Annotated in this window: 20 protein-coding genes; 12 read left to right on the top strand and 8 right to left on the bottom strand. The window is 63.5% G+C overall.

All coding sequences use genetic code 11. From position 1 onward, the window contains the following. Positions 1-186 precede the first annotated feature (186 nt). From ACP2YP_RS20225 to pncA, 3 genes are all read right to left on the bottom strand, one after another. Positions 187-2,220, bottom strand: a complete 2,034-nt coding sequence (locus tag ACP2YP_RS20225; RefSeq protein WP_426418130.1) for an NAD(+) synthase — start codon at positions 2,218-2,220, stop codon at positions 187-189. A 126-nt stretch (positions 2,221-2,346) separates the two neighbouring features. Continuing rightward, positions 2,347-3,465 (bottom strand): alpha/beta fold hydrolase, encoded by a 1,119-nt coding sequence (locus ACP2YP_RS20230; RefSeq protein WP_426418131.1) that lies wholly within the window; start codon positions 3,463-3,465, stop codon positions 2,347-2,349. Positions 3,466-3,478: 13 nt separating this feature from the next. Beyond that, entirely contained in the window at positions 3,479-4,105 is a 627-nt protein-coding gene (gene pncA / locus ACP2YP_RS20235; RefSeq protein ID WP_426418132.1) for a bifunctional nicotinamidase/pyrazinamidase, read from the bottom strand. Between the two features lie 268 nt (positions 4,106-4,373). Between pncA and glk the strand changes: the two genes are divergently transcribed. From glk to ACP2YP_RS20250, 3 genes are all read left to right on the top strand, one after another. Then, positions 4,374-5,342 carry a glucokinase gene (glk, locus tag ACP2YP_RS20240; protein WP_426426209.1) on the top strand — a complete coding sequence of 323 codons (969 nt, stop codon included), beginning with the start codon at positions 4,374-4,376 and terminating at the stop codon, positions 5,340-5,342. A 145-nt stretch (positions 5,343-5,487) separates the two neighbouring features. Then, on the top strand, positions 5,488-5,691 hold the full coding sequence (locus ACP2YP_RS20245) for a hypothetical protein (protein ID WP_027536131.1): 204 nt from the start codon (positions 5,488-5,490) through the stop codon (positions 5,689-5,691). A 146-nt stretch (positions 5,692-5,837) separates the two neighbouring features. Continuing rightward, positions 5,838-5,993: a hypothetical protein gene (locus ACP2YP_RS20250; protein WP_426418133.1), complete on the top strand. Its 156-nt coding sequence runs from the start codon at positions 5,838-5,840 to the stop codon at positions 5,991-5,993. Positions 5,994-6,091: 98 nt separating this feature from the next. Here the strand turns inward: ACP2YP_RS20250 and ACP2YP_RS20255 are convergent, their stop codons facing one another. Together ACP2YP_RS20255 and ACP2YP_RS20260 are read right to left on the bottom strand one after the other, a co-directional pair. Then, a complete protein-coding gene (locus ACP2YP_RS20255; protein WP_426418134.1) occupies positions 6,092-6,469 on the bottom strand; it encodes a response regulator in 378 nt (125 codons plus the stop codon). 111 nt (positions 6,470-6,580) lie between these two features. Beyond that, positions 6,581-7,369, bottom strand: coding sequence for a Spy/CpxP family protein refolding chaperone (locus ACP2YP_RS20260; RefSeq protein WP_426418135.1), 789 nt, complete (start codon positions 7,367-7,369; stop codon positions 6,581-6,583). A gap of 481 nt (positions 7,370-7,850) precedes the next feature. On the opposite strand from ACP2YP_RS20260, the gene ACP2YP_RS20265 reads away from it, so the two are divergent. From ACP2YP_RS20265 to ACP2YP_RS20290, 6 genes are all read left to right on the top strand, one after another. Further along, positions 7,851-9,194, top strand: coding sequence for an ABC transporter substrate-binding protein (locus tag ACP2YP_RS20265; protein WP_426418136.1), 1,344 nt, complete (start codon positions 7,851-7,853; stop codon positions 9,192-9,194). A gap of 138 nt (positions 9,195-9,332) precedes the next feature. Next, complete coding sequence (locus ACP2YP_RS20270; protein ID WP_426418137.1) at positions 9,333-10,274, top strand: carbohydrate ABC transporter permease; 942 nt, start codon at positions 9,333-9,335, stop codon at positions 10,272-10,274. Further along, positions 10,274-11,179, top strand: a complete 906-nt coding sequence (locus ACP2YP_RS20275) for a carbohydrate ABC transporter permease (protein ID WP_426418138.1) — start codon at positions 10,274-10,276, stop codon at positions 11,177-11,179. Before ACP2YP_RS20270 ends, ACP2YP_RS20275 begins: the two co-directional genes overlap by 1 nt. 6 nt (positions 11,180-11,185) lie before the next feature. Next, positions 11,186-12,286, top strand: coding sequence for an ABC transporter ATP-binding protein (locus tag ACP2YP_RS20280; protein ID WP_426418139.1), 1,101 nt, complete (start codon positions 11,186-11,188; stop codon positions 12,284-12,286). A 35-nt stretch (positions 12,287-12,321) separates the two neighbouring features. After that, positions 12,322-13,311, top strand: a complete 990-nt coding sequence (locus ACP2YP_RS20285; RefSeq protein WP_426418140.1) for a hydroxyacid dehydrogenase — start codon at positions 12,322-12,324, stop codon at positions 13,309-13,311. A 169-nt stretch (positions 13,312-13,480) separates the two neighbouring features. Beyond that, on the top strand, positions 13,481-13,966 hold the full coding sequence (locus ACP2YP_RS20290) for a hypothetical protein (RefSeq protein WP_426418141.1): 486 nt from the start codon (positions 13,481-13,483) through the stop codon (positions 13,964-13,966). Between the two features lie 200 nt (positions 13,967-14,166). On the opposite strand, the gene ACP2YP_RS20295 is transcribed toward ACP2YP_RS20290, so the two are convergent. Then, positions 14,167-14,664 (bottom strand): DUF1993 domain-containing protein, encoded by a 498-nt coding sequence (locus tag ACP2YP_RS20295; RefSeq protein ID WP_426426210.1) that lies wholly within the window; start codon positions 14,662-14,664, stop codon positions 14,167-14,169. 126 nt (positions 14,665-14,790) lie between these two features. On the opposite strand from ACP2YP_RS20295, the gene ACP2YP_RS20300 reads away from it, so the two are divergent. From ACP2YP_RS20300 to ACP2YP_RS20310, 3 genes are all read left to right on the top strand, one after another. Continuing rightward, positions 14,791-15,573, top strand: a complete 783-nt coding sequence (locus tag ACP2YP_RS20300) for a transporter substrate-binding domain-containing protein (RefSeq protein WP_426418142.1) — start codon at positions 14,791-14,793, stop codon at positions 15,571-15,573. 170 nt (positions 15,574-15,743) lie between these two features. Beyond that, complete coding sequence (locus ACP2YP_RS20305; protein ID WP_426418143.1) at positions 15,744-16,637, top strand: DUF2147 domain-containing protein; 894 nt, start codon at positions 15,744-15,746, stop codon at positions 16,635-16,637. 180 nt (positions 16,638-16,817) lie between these two features. Then, on the top strand, positions 16,818-17,174 hold the full coding sequence (locus tag ACP2YP_RS20310) for a hypothetical protein (protein ID WP_426418144.1): 357 nt from the start codon (positions 16,818-16,820) through the stop codon (positions 17,172-17,174). 9 nt (positions 17,175-17,183) lie between these two features. Here ACP2YP_RS20310 and ACP2YP_RS20315 read toward each other — a convergent pair whose 3' ends face one another. Together ACP2YP_RS20315 and ACP2YP_RS20320 are read right to left on the bottom strand one after the other, a co-directional pair. Beyond that, positions 17,184-17,588, bottom strand: coding sequence for a (R)-mandelonitrile lyase (locus tag ACP2YP_RS20315; protein WP_426418145.1), 405 nt, complete (start codon positions 17,586-17,588; stop codon positions 17,184-17,186). An 18-nt stretch (positions 17,589-17,606) separates the two neighbouring features. Next, positions 17,607-18,305 carry a ribonuclease activity regulator RraA gene (locus ACP2YP_RS20320; protein WP_426418146.1) on the bottom strand — a complete coding sequence of 233 codons (699 nt, stop codon included), beginning with the start codon at positions 18,303-18,305 and terminating at the stop codon, positions 17,607-17,609. Between the last annotated feature and the right edge of the window lie 169 nt (positions 18,306-18,474).

Raw genomic sequence — 18,474 nt, forward strand, 5'->3', positions numbered from 1 at the left:
CACCCTCTGATCGCGCACCACGGGGCTGGGGGGCCATTTGGGGCGGGGGATCAAAGGCTGGGGCAAGGTTACGAGGTCCGGACTCCTAGGCACTCCGGACCTCGTGCTTTCTACATCGAACGCAATTTCGCGCCGCCGGCAGTATGAGCCGCGCGGCGCGAAGTCGTTTTGGACTGCCCTCTTCGCTTACTTCGGCACGTTCCGCTCGAGATCCTCCAGCCAGGCCGCAGCACTCGAATCCGACGGCGCACGCCAGTCGCCGCGCGGGGACAGCGAGCCGCCGGCCGAGACCTTCGGTCCGTTCGGCATCGCCGAGCGCTTGAACTGGCTGAAGGCGAAGAAGCGGCGCAGGAACACTTCAAGCCAGCGCCGTATTTCCGGAAGATCATAGGCGCGGCGCTTGTCGGTCGGGAATGCCGGCGGCCATTCGCCCTTGGCGGCGTCCTTCCAGGCCTGGAACGCCATGAAGGCGATCTTGGACGGCCGTAGGCCGAAGCGCAGCGTGTAGAACAGGTTGAAATCCTGCAGCTCGTAGGGCCCGATCGAGGCTTCCGTGCTCTGCGGCTTCTCGCCCGGCTTGACCGGAACCAGCTCCGGCGAGATTTCAGCCGACAGGATCGAGGCCAGCGTTCCGTTCACGTCGCCGCTGAACTGTTTTGAGGCGATCACCCAGCGGATCAGATGCTGGATCAGTGTCTTCGGCACGCCGGCATTGACATTATAGTGCGCCATCTGGTCGCCGACGCCGTAGGTGCACCAGCCGAGCGCGAGCTCCGAGAGGTCACCGGTGCCGATGACGATGCCGCCATGGTGGTTGGCGAGCCGGAACAGGTAATCCGTGCGCAGGCCCGCCTGCACATTCTCGAAGGTGACGTCGTAGACCTTCTCGCCTTTGCCAAAGGGATGGCCGATGTCCTTCAGCATCTGCGTGGCCGTGGTGCGGATATCGAGCTCCTGCCAACTCGTCTGCAACGCCTGCATCAGCGCCAGCGCATTGGTCTTGCTCTCGCTGCCGGTGGCAAAGCCCGGCATGGTGTAGGCGAGGATGTTTTCGCGCGGCAGACCCAAGAGATCGACCGCCTTGGCGGCGACGATCAGCGCATGGGTGGAATCGAGACCGCCGGACACGCCGATCACGACACGCTTGGTGCCGGTCGCGCGCATGCGCTGCACGAGGCCTGCGACCTGGATGTTGTAGGCCTCGTAGCAATCCTGCTCGAGCAGGCTTTCATCGCTCGGCACGAACGGAAAGCGCTCGACCTTGCGCAGGAAGCCGATGTCGGCGGCCGGAGGCTTCAGGGCGAATGTCACCTTGCGGAAAAGCGCCTCGCGCTGCCGCCGGTTGTCGTCGAACGTGCCCATCAACGCGCGCTCCTGCCGGAGCAGGTCGAGATCGACGTCGGCCAGCGTGATCTGGCCGTCCTGCCGGAATCGCTCGCCCTCGGCCAGCAGCACGCCGTTCTCGTAGATCGAGGTCTGGCCATCCCAGGCGAGATCGGTGGTGGATTCCCCGGCCCCCGCGGCAGAATAGACGTAAGCCGCAAGGCAGCGCGCCGAGGTCGACTGGCACAACAGCGCGCGCGAGCGCGCCCGGCCGATCGTGATCGGGCTGCCTGACAGATTGATCAGCACACTCGCACCCGCCAGCGCCAGCTCGGACGCCGGCGTCACCGGGATCCACATGTCCTCGCAGATCTCGACGCCGATGGTAAGGCCCGGAACATCCTCGGCCGCAAACAGCAGGTCCGTGCCGAAAGGCGCGTTGAGCTTGCCGATGGCGATGGCCTCGCCAGCGATGCCGGCGCCGGAAGCGAAATGGCGGCCCTCGTAGAATTCGCGATAGGTCGGCAGATAGCTCTTGGGCACGACGCCCAACATGCTGCCGCGGTGAATGACGGCTGCGCAATTGTAGATGCGATTGCCAAACCGTAACGGCGCGCCGACGATCAGCACGGTCATCAGCGCCGCGGAGGCCTCGACGATCGCGGCGAGCCCGCGCTCGACCGCGTCGAGCAGCGGATCCTGCTTGACGAGATCCTCGATCGCATAGCCGGACAGGCACAGCTCGGAAAACACGGCAACCGCAACCGACTGCGCGTCGCAATTTTTCGCCGCTGCGATGACCGCCTTCGCATTGGCCGCGGGATCGGCCACATGGGAGGTGGTGACGCAGGCCGCAACGCGTGCAAAGCCGTGGGCATAGATCGAGTAGAAGCTCATCGCGCAAAGGACCCTAAATCCTATCGCGGCCGAAGCCGCCGGTTCCAGATCATATGTAGCTCATCGACCGGCCCCCGTGCAGGCCATCCGCCGTCATGCATAACGGATTTGCAGCTTCGCCGGCCGTCAGGCGCTGCGCGCCAGCACGCTGGAGAGGTCGTTGCGCAGCCATTCTGCGATCCGGGGCCAGGCATGGGCGTGAGTCCGCGCGCCCATGAACAGGCCGAGATGGTTGCTGGGCTCGGAGGCCGCTGCAACGAAAGCCGGTGGCGTACCGATGAGGCTGGCTGTCGCGAGCGCCTGCGTCGCCGGCACGACATCGTCATCAAGCCCGGCCAGCAGGAAGATGGGCGACTTGACGTCCTTCAGGCTGATCGCGCGGCCGAGTGCCGTGAAATTGCCTGTTGCGATCCGGTTCTCGCGGAAGATCCGGTTGACGATCTGGAGATAATAGGTGCCCGGCAGATTGAGCGTCTCGGTGTTCCAGCGGTCGAAGCGCGCGAGCAGGGCCGCGCCCTCCTCGTCCGAGAGGTCTTTCTGCAACGCCGCCGCGATATCGTCACGGCTTGGCGCCTTGGACCAGACGTGCAGCATCTCCTCGCCGCTGACATTGCCGCCGCCGCGCGCGACGAGCTGGTCGTAGACCATCTCGGGCGCATTGCGGGCGAGTTGCGACAGCCTGGACTCGACCGACAGGTCGACCGGCGCACCGACGAGGACCAGCCGGCGCACCTTGGCCGGAAACCGCGCCGCATAGAGCAGCGACAGCCAGCCGCCCTGGCAGAGCCCGACCAGATCGACCGGCGCGCCGATCTCGTCGACGGCGACGTTGAGATCGCCGAGATAGCTGTCAATCGAGAGATAGCGCATGTCCGGCGTGGCAGAGCGCCAGTCGGTGAGATAGATCCGTTCGACGCCGCCCTGTTGCAGCGACTGCACCACGCTGTGGCAGGGTGCGAAATCGGCGATCAGGGCCCGGTGCAGCGCGTAGGGCGCGCAGACCAGGGCCGGCTGACCGGATCGCGTCCGCGAACAATCGCGCAGCCGCATCGTGGCCAACTCCAGCGCGGTGGTCCCGGGCGTGGTCCAGGGGGGCTCGCCCTCGCTTTGCTCCGCCGGGTCGCGCTCCAGCCACCAGAAGCAGGCGTCCATGGCGAGCCGTGCGGCCGCAAACGGCCACAGCATGGCGTCGTCGGGAACGCGTCCCGCTTCGCCGGGCCGTTGACCGCTCTTCTGCACCACCATTACCGCGTGATCCTCACAGAAACGCCTCCAGGCTGACGACGGAAATGCCGAGCTCCCTCAAGCTGTGATGCGTTGCCGCGACCGAGCCGTCGAGGTCGATGCCACGGCAGGCGTCCTTGATCACGGCAACCTCGAACCCCGCCTTGCGCGCATCCTCCGCGGAAAAGCGGACGCAGAAATCCAGCGCCAGGCCGGCGACGAAAACCGTCTTCAGCTCGCGCTCCCGCAGATAGCCGAGCAAACCAGTCGGCGTCTTGTGGTCGTTCTCGAACAGCGCCGAATAGGAATCGATCGCGCGGCGGAAGCCCTTGCGCACCACGAGGTTCGCACGGGTGACCTCGAGCTCCCGATGGAATTCGGCGCCGGCCGTGCCCTGGACGCAATGCATCGGCCAGAGCACCTGGGTGCCGTAATCGAGCTCGATGGTCTGGAACGGCTGGCGGCCCGCATGGTTCGGCGCAAAGGAGACGTGATCGCCGGGATGCCAGTCCTGCGTCAGCACCACATTGGCGAAATTTTGGGCGATCCGGTTGATGGCTGGGACGACCTTCTCTCCGCCGGGAACGGCGAGCGCCCCGCCCGTGCAGAAATCGTTCTGCACGTCGATCGCCAGCAGCACGTCACGGTCGGTTATCTTCATCGAGAGGCCTCATTTCGTCCGTCCGGCGCAATCGGCGCCGGCGCTGTCACCAATGTCGATCTTCCCGCGCGGCTTCGCAACCTCCGACACCCTGCAACGATGTCGCGCGAACGGCCGGCTGATCCCTCCCGGATGCAACGCTTTGGCCTTGTCCGTGTTGACTAGCTGTACCCGAGGGCGGATTCTCTGCTATCCGCGGCATGCGGATCGCGAAGCAGTGGAGGAAAAGGGTTCCCAAAGCCTGCAAGGCTACGGCAGCCAAATGGTCATGAGTATCGGCAAGACAGGAAACATTCTTCTCGCCGATATCGGCGGCACCAATGCGCGCTTTGCGCTGAGCAATGGCGAGCAGATCGGTGCGATCGACTATGTGAAGGTCGCCGACCATCCTACGGTCCGCGAAGCCATTGTCGACGTGCTGCGGCGGGCCGACAGCCAGAAGCCGCTCAGGGCCGTCCTCGCCGTCGCCGGTCCCGTCACCAACAACCGCTGCGTCATGACCAACAGCCCGTGGGTGATCGACGGCAACGAGCTCCAGCCGGCGCTCGGCTTCGACAGCGTCCACGTGCTCAACGATTTCGAGGTGGTGGCCTGGTCCTTGCCCGCCTTGCAGCCGGCCGATCTGATTCCGCTCGGCGGCCAGGACGGCATGTCCAGAGAGCCGCTGCTGGTGGTCGGGCCCGGGACGGGTTTCGGCGTCTCCTGCCTGGTCGAGCGCCATGGCTCCCGGCTGGCTGTCGTCACGGAGGCCGGTCATGCCACCCTACCGGCGGAGAACGAACGCGAGGAACGCGTGATCGCCGCCATGCGCCGACGCTTCGGCCATGTCTCCATCGAGCGCGGCGCCCTCTCCGGCTCCGGGATGCAAGCCCTCTACGAAGCGATGGCCGAGGTCGACGAAGCCCAGGTGCCGCAACGCGATGCGGCGGCGATCACGAAGGCGGCGCTGGACGGGACTTGCGAGCTCAGCCGCGCGACGCTGGAGATGTTTTGCGCCATCCTCGGCTCGGTTGCCGGCAACCTCGCGGTGACCTTCGGCGCCAGGGGCGGCGTCTACATTGCCGGCGGAATCGTGCCGCGCTTTCCGGAATTCCTTTCGGCTTCAGCGTTCCGCGCGCGTTTCGAAGCCAAAGGGCGCTTCCAGGACTACTTGCGCAACATCCCGACGCGCATCGTCATGAAGCCTGATGCAAGTTTCGTCGGCCTGAAGATGTTCGCCGACCACAATCTGGATTGAGACGCGCCCGCCCCTGAAGTCGTCCGGCCCGGTAATTCACAGCTGATTGCAGCGCACGCGCGGTTCCACGCAGGATCGTGCTTGCTCGTTTGTTTCCGATGAGAAACAATTCAATCAGTGTGTGGCGTACGTACGGGGGCGTGACATGCGTAAGCAGGATATTGGGTTCGACTATCATCGCTATCACCGCCTGCTGACCGAGGCGGACGACGACGGCAAGCGGCTGGCCTTGATCGAGCTCCTGATCGAGGAAAAGGCGCGAGACCGGCTCGCCGCGCAACGTGCCTCCGATCGCGCGGCCATGACGGCCCACACCATTGCCAACGTGCTCAAGAACGGCCGCAACTGAGACGTGTGCGGGACCGTTTGCTTCTCGCGGAAACGCACAAGCGCTTGCGATTCCGTTAACGATCCCTCGCAACCTCGTGTCAAACTTTTTGCTGCAAGAGTTCCCTCACCTGATGCAATTCAGGATTAACAAAGGGGGGAATGAACATGAGCATGATTTCGCTCGCCGAAATACCGGCTGCCATCCAGACCCGGTCGACCGACTATTCTCTTAAAGCCATTATCATCTTCTGCGGCATGGGTCTCCTCGCCTCGTTCTGCCTGATGGCGCACGGCGTTGACCTCAGCGCCGGCCTGATGTGAGACCCTGACGCCTCTTCCGTCCTAAATGGCCGCCCTTCGGGCGGCCATTTTCGTTGACGATGTCTCGATCGTTGACACTGTCAGTGTGGCGCCTTCAATCAGTGCGGTGCTTTGGCGGACGCATCCGGAAACAGCGAGTCGATCATGATCTTGAGCTGGTCCAGTGCAATCGGCTTGCGCAGGATCGGCCGGCGCCGGAGCAAGGACGGCAGCAATTCCGGCCCGTAGCCCGTCGCGAACAGGAACGGCTTACCACGGCGTTCGATCAAATCGGCGACGGGATCGACGTAAACGCCCATCAGGTTGATGTCGAGGATCGCGAAATCGTACTGCGCGGTCATCGCAAAGGCGCTCGCATCGCGCACATTGTCCGCCTCCGCGACGACATGGTGGCCAAGCTCCTCCACCATGTCGGCGATCATCATCCGGATCAACGCCTCGTCTTCGACCAGGAAAACGGAGAGTCCGTCCGCCATATCAACCTCGCAGCCACCTTGCGAAGCTAAGCATACTCCAACTGCAGAAAGGATACACGAATTCGTGGCGGGCAAACTTTTTCGAATCCGCGCAATCCAATTCAAGTTCGATCAGTCGAGGCCACGCTCATGGCTGAGGCGAACCATCTCCTGGATGAACACCTGCTTCTGCTTGTCATCGAGGCTCGAGAACAACGGTTCGGCGGCATCGGCGACATTGCGCTGGTCGGCGGCCCGGTCGATCAGGAACTGCGACTCGTTGCGCATTTGCTCGATAATGTCGTCCGGCGGATCGCGCTTGGCCCGCGCAATGCGCAGGTTCAGCCGCTCCGCGCCATTATGCCCGAGATAGTGCATCGCGCTGGAGAAGCCGAACCAGTGCTTCTCCTGATCGGGCGTCAAGTTCAGCTCGGTCTTGATGCGCTCGATATAGGAATCGCTATTGGCGACGATCTGGTCGGCGGTCAGCTGCGGCGTGCCGGGCTGGGTCAGGACGGTAACGTCCTTGTTGTCCTGGGGTGCGTTCTTGGCTTCCTTGGTCGCCTTGGCGCCCTTGGCGTTTTCCTTGGCCCCCTTGGCATCCTTGTCCTTGGCGCCGCCCGGCTGCTTGGAGTCCTTGCTGGCATCCTTGTTCGCATCCTTGGCGGCCGGTGCCTGGCCATTATTGTTGTTGACGCCGAGCACACCGGTGAAGACGCCGACCACGCCGCCGATGGCGCCGCCGAGAACGCCACCGACGGGCCCTGCCGCCTTGTTGCCAGCCGCAGCCCCATCCTGAACGCCCTTGACCAAACCTTGAGCATTCGCAACCGCGGCTGCACCAATCAGCACTGTCAGCACGGAGCCGAGCGCGAGCCAGCGTCGCAGGCCAAGCCGCGCATGCGGCGCCGGGGTGATCATTTGGGTCTCCATCTCGATCTGCTTGCCTTCCAGGAAATGGCAGGCTTCCTGCCGGCTGCAATTCTATCGTTTTCGCGACGCCGAGGTCTAGGCGTGGACCATCGCTGTCCCCGTTGAAAGGCCTATGGCGCGAAGCGGTTATGCAGGCTCATTCGGAACTGCGGCGTAATTGCGCACGGATGGTCCCCAGCTGTCGCACTCCGAAGTGTGCGTCGCAATAAGAGCAGCCGTAGCCGATGCTCGGTGCATGCCGCAACCTTTCCCTACACAACGTTAGTTCTAGAGAACGAGGCATTCGGCTTTCTCGACAGACGCAATCAATCATGATCTGATCGCGCTACCAATTTGCCCTGTTCCGCGCGTGATTTGCCGCCCGGGATGACGACGCCAATAAGAAACGCCCAACAAAAAATCAAAAACAAACTCAGGGAAGTCAGAGGAAACGACAGAACAATAAAACACACCAAGGCGAGGAAACGAGATGTCACGCAAGACACTGACGCGACGTCAATTTGTAGCTGCCACTGCAATGTCCTCCACGGCGCTGATCGCGGCGCCCTATGTGCGAGGCGCCTATGCCGCAGGGAAGCTCTCTATTGGCCTGTGGGATCATTGGGTACCCGACGCCAACAAGGCCTCCACCGATCTGATCAATGAATGGGCCGCCAAGGAGAAGGTGGAGGTTTCGATCGACTACATTACCACTCAAGGCAACAAGCTTCTTCTGACCATGGCCGCCGAGGCACAGGCGAAGTCAGGCCACGACATCCTGTCGACTCAAATCGGCTGGCAGCCCCACGCCTACGATGAGTTGCTTGAACCGGTCAATGAAGTCATGGAGCCGATCATCAAGCAGAACGGTGAGGTGAACGGGACAGTCAAGTATCTTGGTCAGGCCAACGGGAAGTGGCTCGCCGTGCCTGCAACCATTGGCAGCCAGATCAAAGGTCCCTGCTCGCGCATCGACCTCATGAAGAAATATGCGAATATCGATGTTCAGGAAATGTATCCGGCTGGTTCATCGCCCAAGGCCGACAACTGGACCATGGATACGTTTCTCAAGGCCGCCGAAGCCTGCAAGAAAGGGGGCTTCCCCTTCGGGATCGGCCTTGGCCAGACCACCGATAGCGTGGATACCGCCGGAGCAATCTTCCAATCGTTCGGTGCCGAACTCGTCAATGCCAAGGGCGATATTACCGTTAAGACCGATGCGGTACGTCAGGCGCTCGAATTCTACAAGAAGCTGATCGCGTTCCTGCCGCCTGACGCGCCGTCCTGGGACGATGCCTCCAACAACAAGTGGCTGATCTCGGGCAAAGGCGCGTTGATCATGAATCCGCCGAGTGCGTGGGCGGTCGCCAAGCGCGACGCGCCTCAAGTGGCGGAGCAATGCTGGACGCACGGATTCCCGGCTGGGCCGAAGGGCCGTTTTGCGCCTTACCTGCCGTTCTTCTGGTGCACCTGGAAATTCTCCAAGAACAAGGAAGCGGCCAAGAGCCTGCTCGCCCACCTTTCCTCGCCGGCCGCGATCGCAAAGTTCGTCGAAGCGAGCGGCGGCTACGATCTGCCCTCCTACGCCAACTTCACTACGTTGAAGACCTGGGCCGAGCAAGGGCCGCCGAAGGGCACACTTTACCACTACCCGAATCCCTACAATCATCAAACCTTGTCGATTGCGGCCTCACCGGCTCCGCCAAAGATTGCGGAGCAGATCTACAACCAGTCGACGTTGACGAAAATGGTCCTCCGCTACGCTCAAGGCGAGAAAATGGAAGACACGCTCGCCTGGGCCGAGAGCGAGTGCGAAGGATTCATGCGAAGCTAAACCGAAGGTGTGCTGCGGCGGTTCGCGCAACACGCGTGGGCCGCCAAGGCTCATCCGGCGCTCGATCTGCATGATCGAGGTGGGCCGACCGAACGCGGCCGGCTTCCGCGGTTTGACACTCTGCAAGGACGCTATGCCATGGCCGATGTCGTCGTTGAGCAAAGTCGCCTCGCTCATGCCGCGAGCCCGCGCAAAAAAAGTGCGAGCCTGCGCAATGTGCTGGGTCGGAAATCGACCGTGGCGTTTTTCCTGACGCTGCCGCTGATCCTCCTGATCGCGCTGCTCGTGCTCTATCCCGCGTTCTATTCGCTCTATCTGGCGACGCTGAACAAGGCGATGACGAAATTCGTCGGCCTCGGCAATTTCACCTTCCTGTTCAAGCGCGAGACGTTCTGGATGGTGGTGAAGCAGTCCTGCATCTTCGCGGTCACCGCGGTCGTCTTCAAGGCGCTGATCGGCTTCATCGTCGCGCATTTCGTCCACAACATTCCCGGCAAGAAGCAGCGCAAATGGCGCGGCATGCTGCTGGTGCCCTGGGTGATTCCGCCGGCGATGAGCACGCTGGCCTGGCTCTGGCTGTTCGATCCCTCCTACAGCGCATTCAACTACACGCTCTCCTTCTTCGGCGTCGGTCCGATCCCCTGGCTCGGTGACACCTTCTGGGCGCGCTTCTCGGTCATTCTCGTCAACGTCTGGTACGGCGCGCCGTTCTTCCTGATCATGTACCTCGCGGCGCTGAAGTCGGTCCCCGACCAGCTCTACGAGGCCGCCGCGATCGACGGCGCCAATTGGTGGCAGAAGATGTGGTACGTCACGCTGCCGATGATGCGCAACATCATCGCCATCACCACGCTGTTCTCGCTGATCGTCACCTTCGCCAATTTCGACATCGTGCGTATCCTGACCTCGGGCGGACCGCTGGATACGACGCATCTGTTCGCCACCTGGGCGTTCCAGGTCGGCATCCAGAGCAGCGACATTCCGCTCGGCGCCTGCGTCTCGCTGTTCATGGTGCCGATCCTCGCCGTCGCGGCGGTCTTCATCCTGCGCGATGTCAATAAACGTGGGAACGAAGCCTGATGAGCACGCTGGCAATCGACAAGGCCGGACCAACCCGCAAACTCGGCAGCATGAGCCGGGACCGCGCCTGGGCGCTGCGCTGGTCCTATTTCTTCCTGGTGCTGTTTGCGATCTTCTTCCTGACGCCGCCGATTTACATGGTGATCACTTCGCTCAAGAGCAGCGCGGAGATCTCGGCGGCGACCAATCCGTGGTGGGTGTTTCACCCGACGCTCTCGAACTATGTCGAGCTCCTGACCTCGAACCAGTTCCTGCGCTTTTTCTGGAACTCGTCGATCATCTCGATCGTGGTCGTGATCGTCACCATGCTAATCAGCATCCCCGCGGCGTTCGCGCTGGCGCGGATGAAGTTCTGGGGATCGGCGACGCTCGCGACCGGCGTCTTCCTCACCTATTTGATCCCGGACAGCCTGCTGTTCATTCCGCTGTTCAAGATGCTGGCAGTGATCCAGGAGTTCACCGGCATTACGCTACTGAACCGCTGGTATGTGCTGGTGTTCATTTATCCGACGCTGACCGTGCCGTTCTGCACCTGGATCATGATCGGCTATTTCGCTTCGATCCCGAAAGAGCTCGATGAGGCCGCAATCATCGACGGTGCCTCGTGGCTCCAGACCCTGCTGCGGATCTTCATTCCGGTCGCCCTGCCGGGGCTGATCGCAGCGACGATCTTTGCCTTCACGGTCTCCTGGGCCCAATTCCTCTATCCTCTCGTGTTCACGACGTCCATTGACCAGCTCGTGCTGCCGGTCGGCATCACCACGACGCTGATCAAGGGCGACGTCTTCAACTGGGGTCAGATCATGACCGGCGCGCTGCTTGGCGCGGCGCCACCGCTCGTCATCTACGCCTTCCTGATGGACTATTACATTGCCGGCCTGACCGCCGGCGCGACAAAGGGTTGATGTCCCATGGCTGACGTTACGTTGCGGAAGGTGATCAAGCGTTACGACGAGGTCGAGGCGGTGCGCGGTATCGACTTGGACATCGCTGACCATGAGTTCATCGTGCTGGTCGGCCCCTCCGGCTGCGGCAAGTCGACCACGCTGCGGATGATCGCAGGCCTCGAGGACATCAGCGACGGCGACATCATGATCGGGGGCGACGTCGTGAACGACGTGCCGCCGAAGGACCGCGACATCGCCATGGTGTTCCAGAACTACGCGCTCTACCCGCACATGACCGTCGCCGAGAACATGTCGTTCGGGCTGCGGTTGAAGCACTATCCGAAGGCCGAGATCAAGGCGCGCGTGACGGAAGCCGCGCGTCTCCTCGACATCACCGATCTGATCGACCGCAAGCCGAAGCAGCTCTCCGGCGGCCAGCGCCAGCGCGTTGCGATGGGCCGCGCCATCGTGCGCAATCCAAAGGTGTTCCTGTTCGACGAGCCGCTGTCCAATCTCGATGCCAAGCTGCGCGTGCAGATGCGGATCGAGATCAAGAAGGTCCATCAGAAAGTGCGCACCACGACCGTCTACGTCACCCACGACCAGGTCGAGGCGATGACGCTGGCCGATCGCGTGGTGGTGATGAACAAGGGACGGATCGAGCAGATCGGCACGCCGAACGAGCTCTACCACAAGCCGGCGACACGCTTTGTTGCAGGCTTCATCGGCTCGCCCGCAATGAACTTCATCCCGTGCCGGCTGGAGGATGCCAGCGGCACGCTCCAGATCCGCCTGACCGACCGCATCGCCTTTGCGCTGCCGCCGGCGCGCGCCGCGCGTTACAACGCGCTGCCGCGCACCGACAAGCTCCTGCTCGGCGTCCGGCCCGAGCATCTCACCGAGGCGCACGCGCATCTCGGACCTGGCGTCGAGACCTTCGACACCGTGCTCGATGTGACCGAGCCGATGGGGATGGAGACGCTGGTGTATTTCGGACTCGACGGCACGCCCGTCTGCGGCCGCGTCGATCCCAATGCCGGCGCCAAGGACGGGGCTCCCATGCGTTTGGCGATGGACCTCAACAACATGCACCTGCTAAACGAGGAGACCGGCGTCGTGCTGTGACGCCGGCCTTAAGAAACGCTAGCAGGCAGGGAGCGATGACGACCAACAAGAAGAAGATTTTCGTTACACAAACTTTGTCGCAAGGGGCACGCGCCCTCCTCACTCAGCGCGACGATATCGAGCTCGTCGAGTTTCCGAACCTGATCTCCGCCAAGGATTTCGAGGCCCTGCTGAAGAGCCATGCGCCGGTTCACGGCGTGGCGCTCGGTGCCACCGCGTTCGGCGAGACCGAGCTCGAGGCCTCCAAGGACATGAAGGTGGTGACCCGCATCGGCGTCGGCTACGACGCCGTCGACGTGCCCGCCCTCTCCCGCCGCAAGGTGCCGCTGATGGTCGCAGGCAGCGCGAACTCGCCCTCGGTCGCGGAAGCGGCGCTGTTCATGATGCTGACGCTCGCCAAGCGCGCCAATGAAATGCACGCCTGCGTCAGGGACGGCCAATGGGCCAATCGGCTCGGCATGCTGCCGTTCGACCTCTACGGCAAGACCGTGCTGATCGTCGGCTTCGGCCGGATCGGCACCCGCACCGCCAAGCGCTGCCAGGCGATGGAAATGAAGGTGCAGGTCTACGATCCCTACAAGGGAGCCGCCGACATCAAGGCCGCCGGTTGCGAGCCGGTCGCTGATCTCGACGCGGCGCTACCCAACGCCGACTTCGTCACCATCCACTGCCCGAAGACGCCGGAAACCGTCGGCCTGTTCGATGCCGCGCGGATCGGCCGGATGAAGCCAAAGTCCTACCTCATCAACACCGCGCGCGGCGGCATCGTGAAGGAGGCCGCGCTGTACGACGCGCTCACTTCCGGAAAGCTCGCCGGCGCCGGCATCGACGTGTTCGAAGTCGAACCGCCGCCGGTCAGCAATGTGCTGTTCGCGCTGCCTAACGTCATCATGGCCCCGCACGTGGCGGGCGTGACCGTCGAGGCGGTGAGCCGCATGAGCGAGCAGACCGCGCGCAACATCCTGAGTGTGCTGGACGGCGATCCCATCCGGCAGAACATCATCAATCAGGACGTGCTGGGCTGAGGTAAACCTGGAGCGGACAGTCGATCTGGCCGCCTTCGGACGGCCAGAATGCGTCCCATTTTGGTGCAGATCGGGCCCCAACTCAGCCTTAATCAAACCCGCGTAATGTATCCGGCCGCGGCGGCAGTGGGACAGACTTGCCGGCCGCGTCGAGCTGGAGGATGGACCCTTGTCAGAGATCGACCCGACCGACCACGCGCTGGCGACCATTGCCAGCATTTTGGAGCACCCCGAGCCCGTTCTCGTCGTCCGCGACACCGAGACGGAAACGGTGGCTGCCGATGAGTATGCGGTCGCAGACGAGCATCACGCCTCCGACGAACATCACGTCTCCGACGCACATCCGGTGGTCGAGGAGCAGCCGCTGGTGCCGGAGCACACCGACGCCGACGGCTACAGCAAGGTCGGTCCCGGGCCGATGGTGGCGATCCGCCTGAAATGGACCGTCCATCGCGGCGACGACGGCCAGTACTACGTGCACGAGACCATCGGCGAGCAGTCCGCCCCTGTGGTCAGCGGCCCGATGACCAGCGAGGCCGCCGTGCATTTCGTCGACCAACACGAGAACGAGGCGCACCGGCGCTTCGAGCTGCTGCGCAGCGAGATCGCCGGCCGCAGCTCGCTCGCCGACTACGAACGCAAGGGCGAAGCGTAAGTCAGCTTATAGACCGGATCTCTCTGCACCTCTCCCGAAGGGAGAGGTCGGAGCGCATCGAGAGATGCGATCCGGGTGAGGGGTTATAGTCTCACTGGATGGCGCGGCCCCTCACCCGGATTGCACTGGACGATGCTTCGCATCGCCGAGCGCAATCCGACCTCTCCCCGTCGGGGAGAGGTGAACATCGAGCCCGCCAGTTACTTCCTTCCAAGAAAATCCTTCTTCACGAGCTCGACGCCCGCGTGCCGCAACAGATCGTACGCGGTCGTGACGTGAAAGAAAAATTGCGGGACGCTGTTGGTGAGCAGCAGCGTCCGCCCGGTAAAGGGCAGCTCGGTCCCGTTCTTGAGCCTGAAGAACACCTTCAGCTCCGCGGCCGCATCGATCTCGGCGCGCGGCAGGCTTTCAATGAATTCGATTGATGTGGCGATCCGCGCCTGAAGCCCCGCCATGTCGTGCTCCAGCGGCGGCAGCGCGACCGGTTCGCATTGCGCGAGCAAGGCCGGAGCGACGGTGGCGTGGCGACAGGCCTCGCCGATTTGCTGCGCCAGATCGTACATGTTTGGCGCCATGCGCATGCCGAGCAGGACCGCCGGATTGAACTTGCGGGTCTCGGCATAGGCAACGCCCTTGTCGAGCAGGACGGACAGGTTGCGCAAGTAAGGCACGAACAGGCCCACCGAGGCCTCGTACATCGAAATCGTCACGTCAAGATTCCCTTCAATTCCGTCTCGCCAGAAACTGGCATCTGGTCTAAATCCACGTCTCAAGAGCTGCACAATGACAGCTTCGGCATGGGTGGAAAAGAGATGATCGTTCGAATGTTCGCTCGAATCCTGGCGGCTTTGGCCGTGATGTTGCTGGCCAACCTCTCGGCTCACGCGCAGCAGCCGGCGCCCTCGCGCCTCGACGAGATCATCAAGCGCGGCACTTTGCGCGTCGGCATGACCGGCGACTACAAGCCTTTCACCTATCTGGACAAGGCCACCCGGCAGTTCTCTGGCTTCGACGTCGACATGGCGGAGGCGCTGGGCAAGGCGCTCGGCGTCAAGGTCGAGTTCGTGCCGACGGCCTGGCCGAAGCTGATGAGGGATTTCGAGGCCGACCAGTTCGACATCGCGATGGGCGGCGTCTCGATCACGCTCGACCGCCAGAAAAAGGGCTACTTCACGATGCCGATCATGCGCGAGGGCAAGACGCCGATCGCGCGCTGCGCCGACACGGCAAAGTATCAGAGCATTTCCGATATCGACAAGAAGGGCACCCGTGTCATCGTCAATCCCGGCGGGACCAATGAGCGTTTCGCGCGCGCCAACGTCAAGGACGCCGACATCACCGTCTTCCCGGACAATACCGCGATCTTCGACGAGATCGCCAAGGGCAACGCCGACCTGATGATGACGGACGCGTCCGAGACCCGCTACCAGCAGAAGCAGCATTCCGGCGTGCTCTGCGCGGTGCATCCCGAAAAACCGTTCGACTTCTCGGAGAAAGCCTACTGGCTACAGCGCGACATGGCGCTGAAGGCCTTCGTCGACCAGTGGCTGCACATCTCCATGGAGGACGGCAGCTACAAGAAGATCTACGCCGCCTGGTTCGACTGACCCCGCGTCGCCCTGACGCTTGCCCCGGCCAAACTTTGGACTGGCTCTTGGCGTATTGAACCCGGAACCGCCGGAGGACGACTCATACCGTGACAGTGATCTAGATCACTTTTCTCGGTCGGACCGGGGCGTAAGTGTCGGTACGGGGACCACCTGTTCGGGAGATGGAAATGAGGAAGCTGTTGGCCACGGCCGCATTCCTTTTGGCGAGCACCGCTGCGCAAGCGCAGTACACTTTTGAATATGGCGGGCGCACCATCCGCATCGATCCGGACCGCGGCACGGTGCAGATTCCAGGCGTCTACGACAACACCGGTCAGGGCAAGGCCAGGAAGGCCAAGAGCGACACCAAGGGAACTCCGAAGGCCGACCCGCAGGCACCGCAACAAGCCAAGACTGATCCGCAGCCGCCCGCCAATCCCGCGCCAGCTCCCGCACCAGTGGGAGCGCCACCGGCAGCCGAGCAGGCTCCTGCCCAAGCTCCCGCGGCCGTGGCGGCTCCCGCCCCGCCACCAGCTCCGGCCGCCACGGCCAACAACGCGCCGACTGAAGATGCGATGGTGCCGCCGCCTCAACCGGCTCCAAGCGCTGCCCCGACGGTGGCCGCGGTACCGCCCGCACCGCCTCCGCCGCCGGCTCCGACCGTCGCAGCAGCACCGCCTCCGGCCCCGCCCGCGCCAACGGCTCCGGCGCCTGCCCCGGCTCCCGTTCAGTCCGCAGCCGTTGCACCGCCGGCTGCCGCCGCCGCACCGGCGCGCGACCTCAATTCGCCGCTCGGCGTCTGGCTCACCGAGGAGAAGGAAGGCAAGGTCCGCATCGAGCAGTGCGGCAATAACTTCTGCGGCTATTCGGTCGACAGCAAATCGAACCAGAACGGCGAACAGGTCCTGATCAACATGAAGCCCGGCAAGGACCAGAAATGGTCCGGCCGCATCCTCGATCCCAACACCGGCTCGACCTACGATTCGACGATCGCGCTGAAGGGAGGCGACCGCCTGCGCGTGCAAGGCTGCGCCTTCGGCGGCATGTTCTGCGGCGGCCAGACCTGGACGCGCGTGAACTAGGGTCGCACCGATATTTTGAGAGAGACAAGGGGGCCCGTGATCCGGGTCCCCTTGCTTTTGCCTGCAATGTTGTTGCGATGTGCGTCACCTCACAGAGAACCTGGCGTGCGTGACAGCCCTCACATCGCCCGTTCCGCGCCCGTGACACAATCCCCGCATGGTCAACCACAGGGGCGTGTCATGAACGGATTTCGCAAAGGACTCTTCGCAACCATTATCGCCGTCGCCTCCCCGCTCACGCAGGCGGATGCCGCGGGCTCGACGTTCGACGGCGCATGGAACGTCCGCATTGCCTCCTCTAGCGAGACCTGCGGCAACGGCTCGACCGTGGCGATCGGCATCAACAACGGTCAGATCGCCTCGAGCAGCGCCGCAGTGACGGCGTCGGGCCGCGTCGCGGATGCCGGCGCCATCAACGTCACTCTGAGCACGGGCATCAAGCACGCCGTCGGCTTCGGCCGGCTCAGCGGCGCCTCAGGCTCCGGCACATGGCGTGGCGCCATGTGCTCGGGCACATGGACGGCGGAGCGAATGTAGCGGTCTGCGTTAGCCGACCGCAGTTCCGTACTCGGCGTCCGTGACCGGCTCGAGCCAGGTCGAGAACACGCCGTCGAGGGCTTCCTGCATGGCGATGTGGCACATGCTGTTACCCGGCGAGGCGCCGTGCCAGTGCACTTCACCCGGCGGGATCCACACGGTGTCGCCGGGACGGATTTCCTTGACCGCGCCGCCCTTGGTCTGGACGCGGCCGACACCTGAAATCACGTAGAGCGTCTGCCCGAGCGGATGATGGTGCCAGTTGGTGCGGGCGCCGGGCTCGAACGACACGCGCGAGACGTTCAACCGCGCCGGCGCGGGCGCCATGTTGATGGGGTCCTGCAGCACGGTGCCGGTGAAATGTTCCTTGGGCGCGCGGCGGGTCGGCCGCGTGCCTGCGAGCGTGATGTCCATGGGGTACCTCGTTTCCTGTTACTTCTTGCTGGCGGCGTAGCGCGCCTTGGTTTCTGCGTTCATGGGATAGAGGCCCGGCAGCGCCGCACCGTTGTTCACCTCGTTGACGATCCAGGCTTCCATCCGCTCCTGCTCGACGCCCTCATTGAGCACGTGCTCGAGCATGGCCTGCGGGATCAGCACGCAGCCGTCCTGGTCGGCGACCACGATGTCGTTCGGGAACACGGCGACGCCACCGCAGCCGATCGGCTCGCCCCAGCCGACGAAGGTGAGGCCCGCGACCGACGGCGGCGCGGCGTAGCCGTCGCACCACACCGGCAGGTTGGTGCCGAGCACGCCCTCGACGTCACGCACCACGCCATCGGTGACGAGCGCGGTGACGCCGCGCTTCATCATGCGGGCGCAGAGGATGTCACCGAAGATGCCGGCGTCGGTGATGCCCATGGCGTCGACCACGGCGACGCAGCCTTCCGGCATCGCCTCGATCGCGGTGCGGGTCGAGATCGGTGACGACCAGGATTCCGGCGTTGCCAGATCCTCGCGCGCCGGCACGAAGCGCAGCGTGAAGGCCGGCCCGACCAGGCGCGGCAGGCCCGGGCGCAGCGGACGCGCGCCGCGCATCCACACGTTGCGCAGGCCCTTCTTCAGCAGGACGGTGGTGATGGTGGCAGTGGTGATGCCGGCGAGGGTCTTGCGGGCTTCGGGGGACAGCGACATGGAAACAGACAAGCTCCGGATGGGGCGGGAAAGAACGCGCGCATCTTGCGAGCCGGGGGCTTGCCGTCAAGGCCCAAAAGCCCTGACAAGAACGCGGCCCAGCCGGGGCAGTTATGCGACGCGATAACAAGGCTTTATCGCTTGCCCCTGCATTAATTTATTGGACTTG

This window comes from Bradyrhizobium genosp. A, assembly GCF_049949275.1.
Classification (GTDB): domain Bacteria; phylum Pseudomonadota; class Alphaproteobacteria; order Rhizobiales; family Xanthobacteraceae; genus Bradyrhizobium.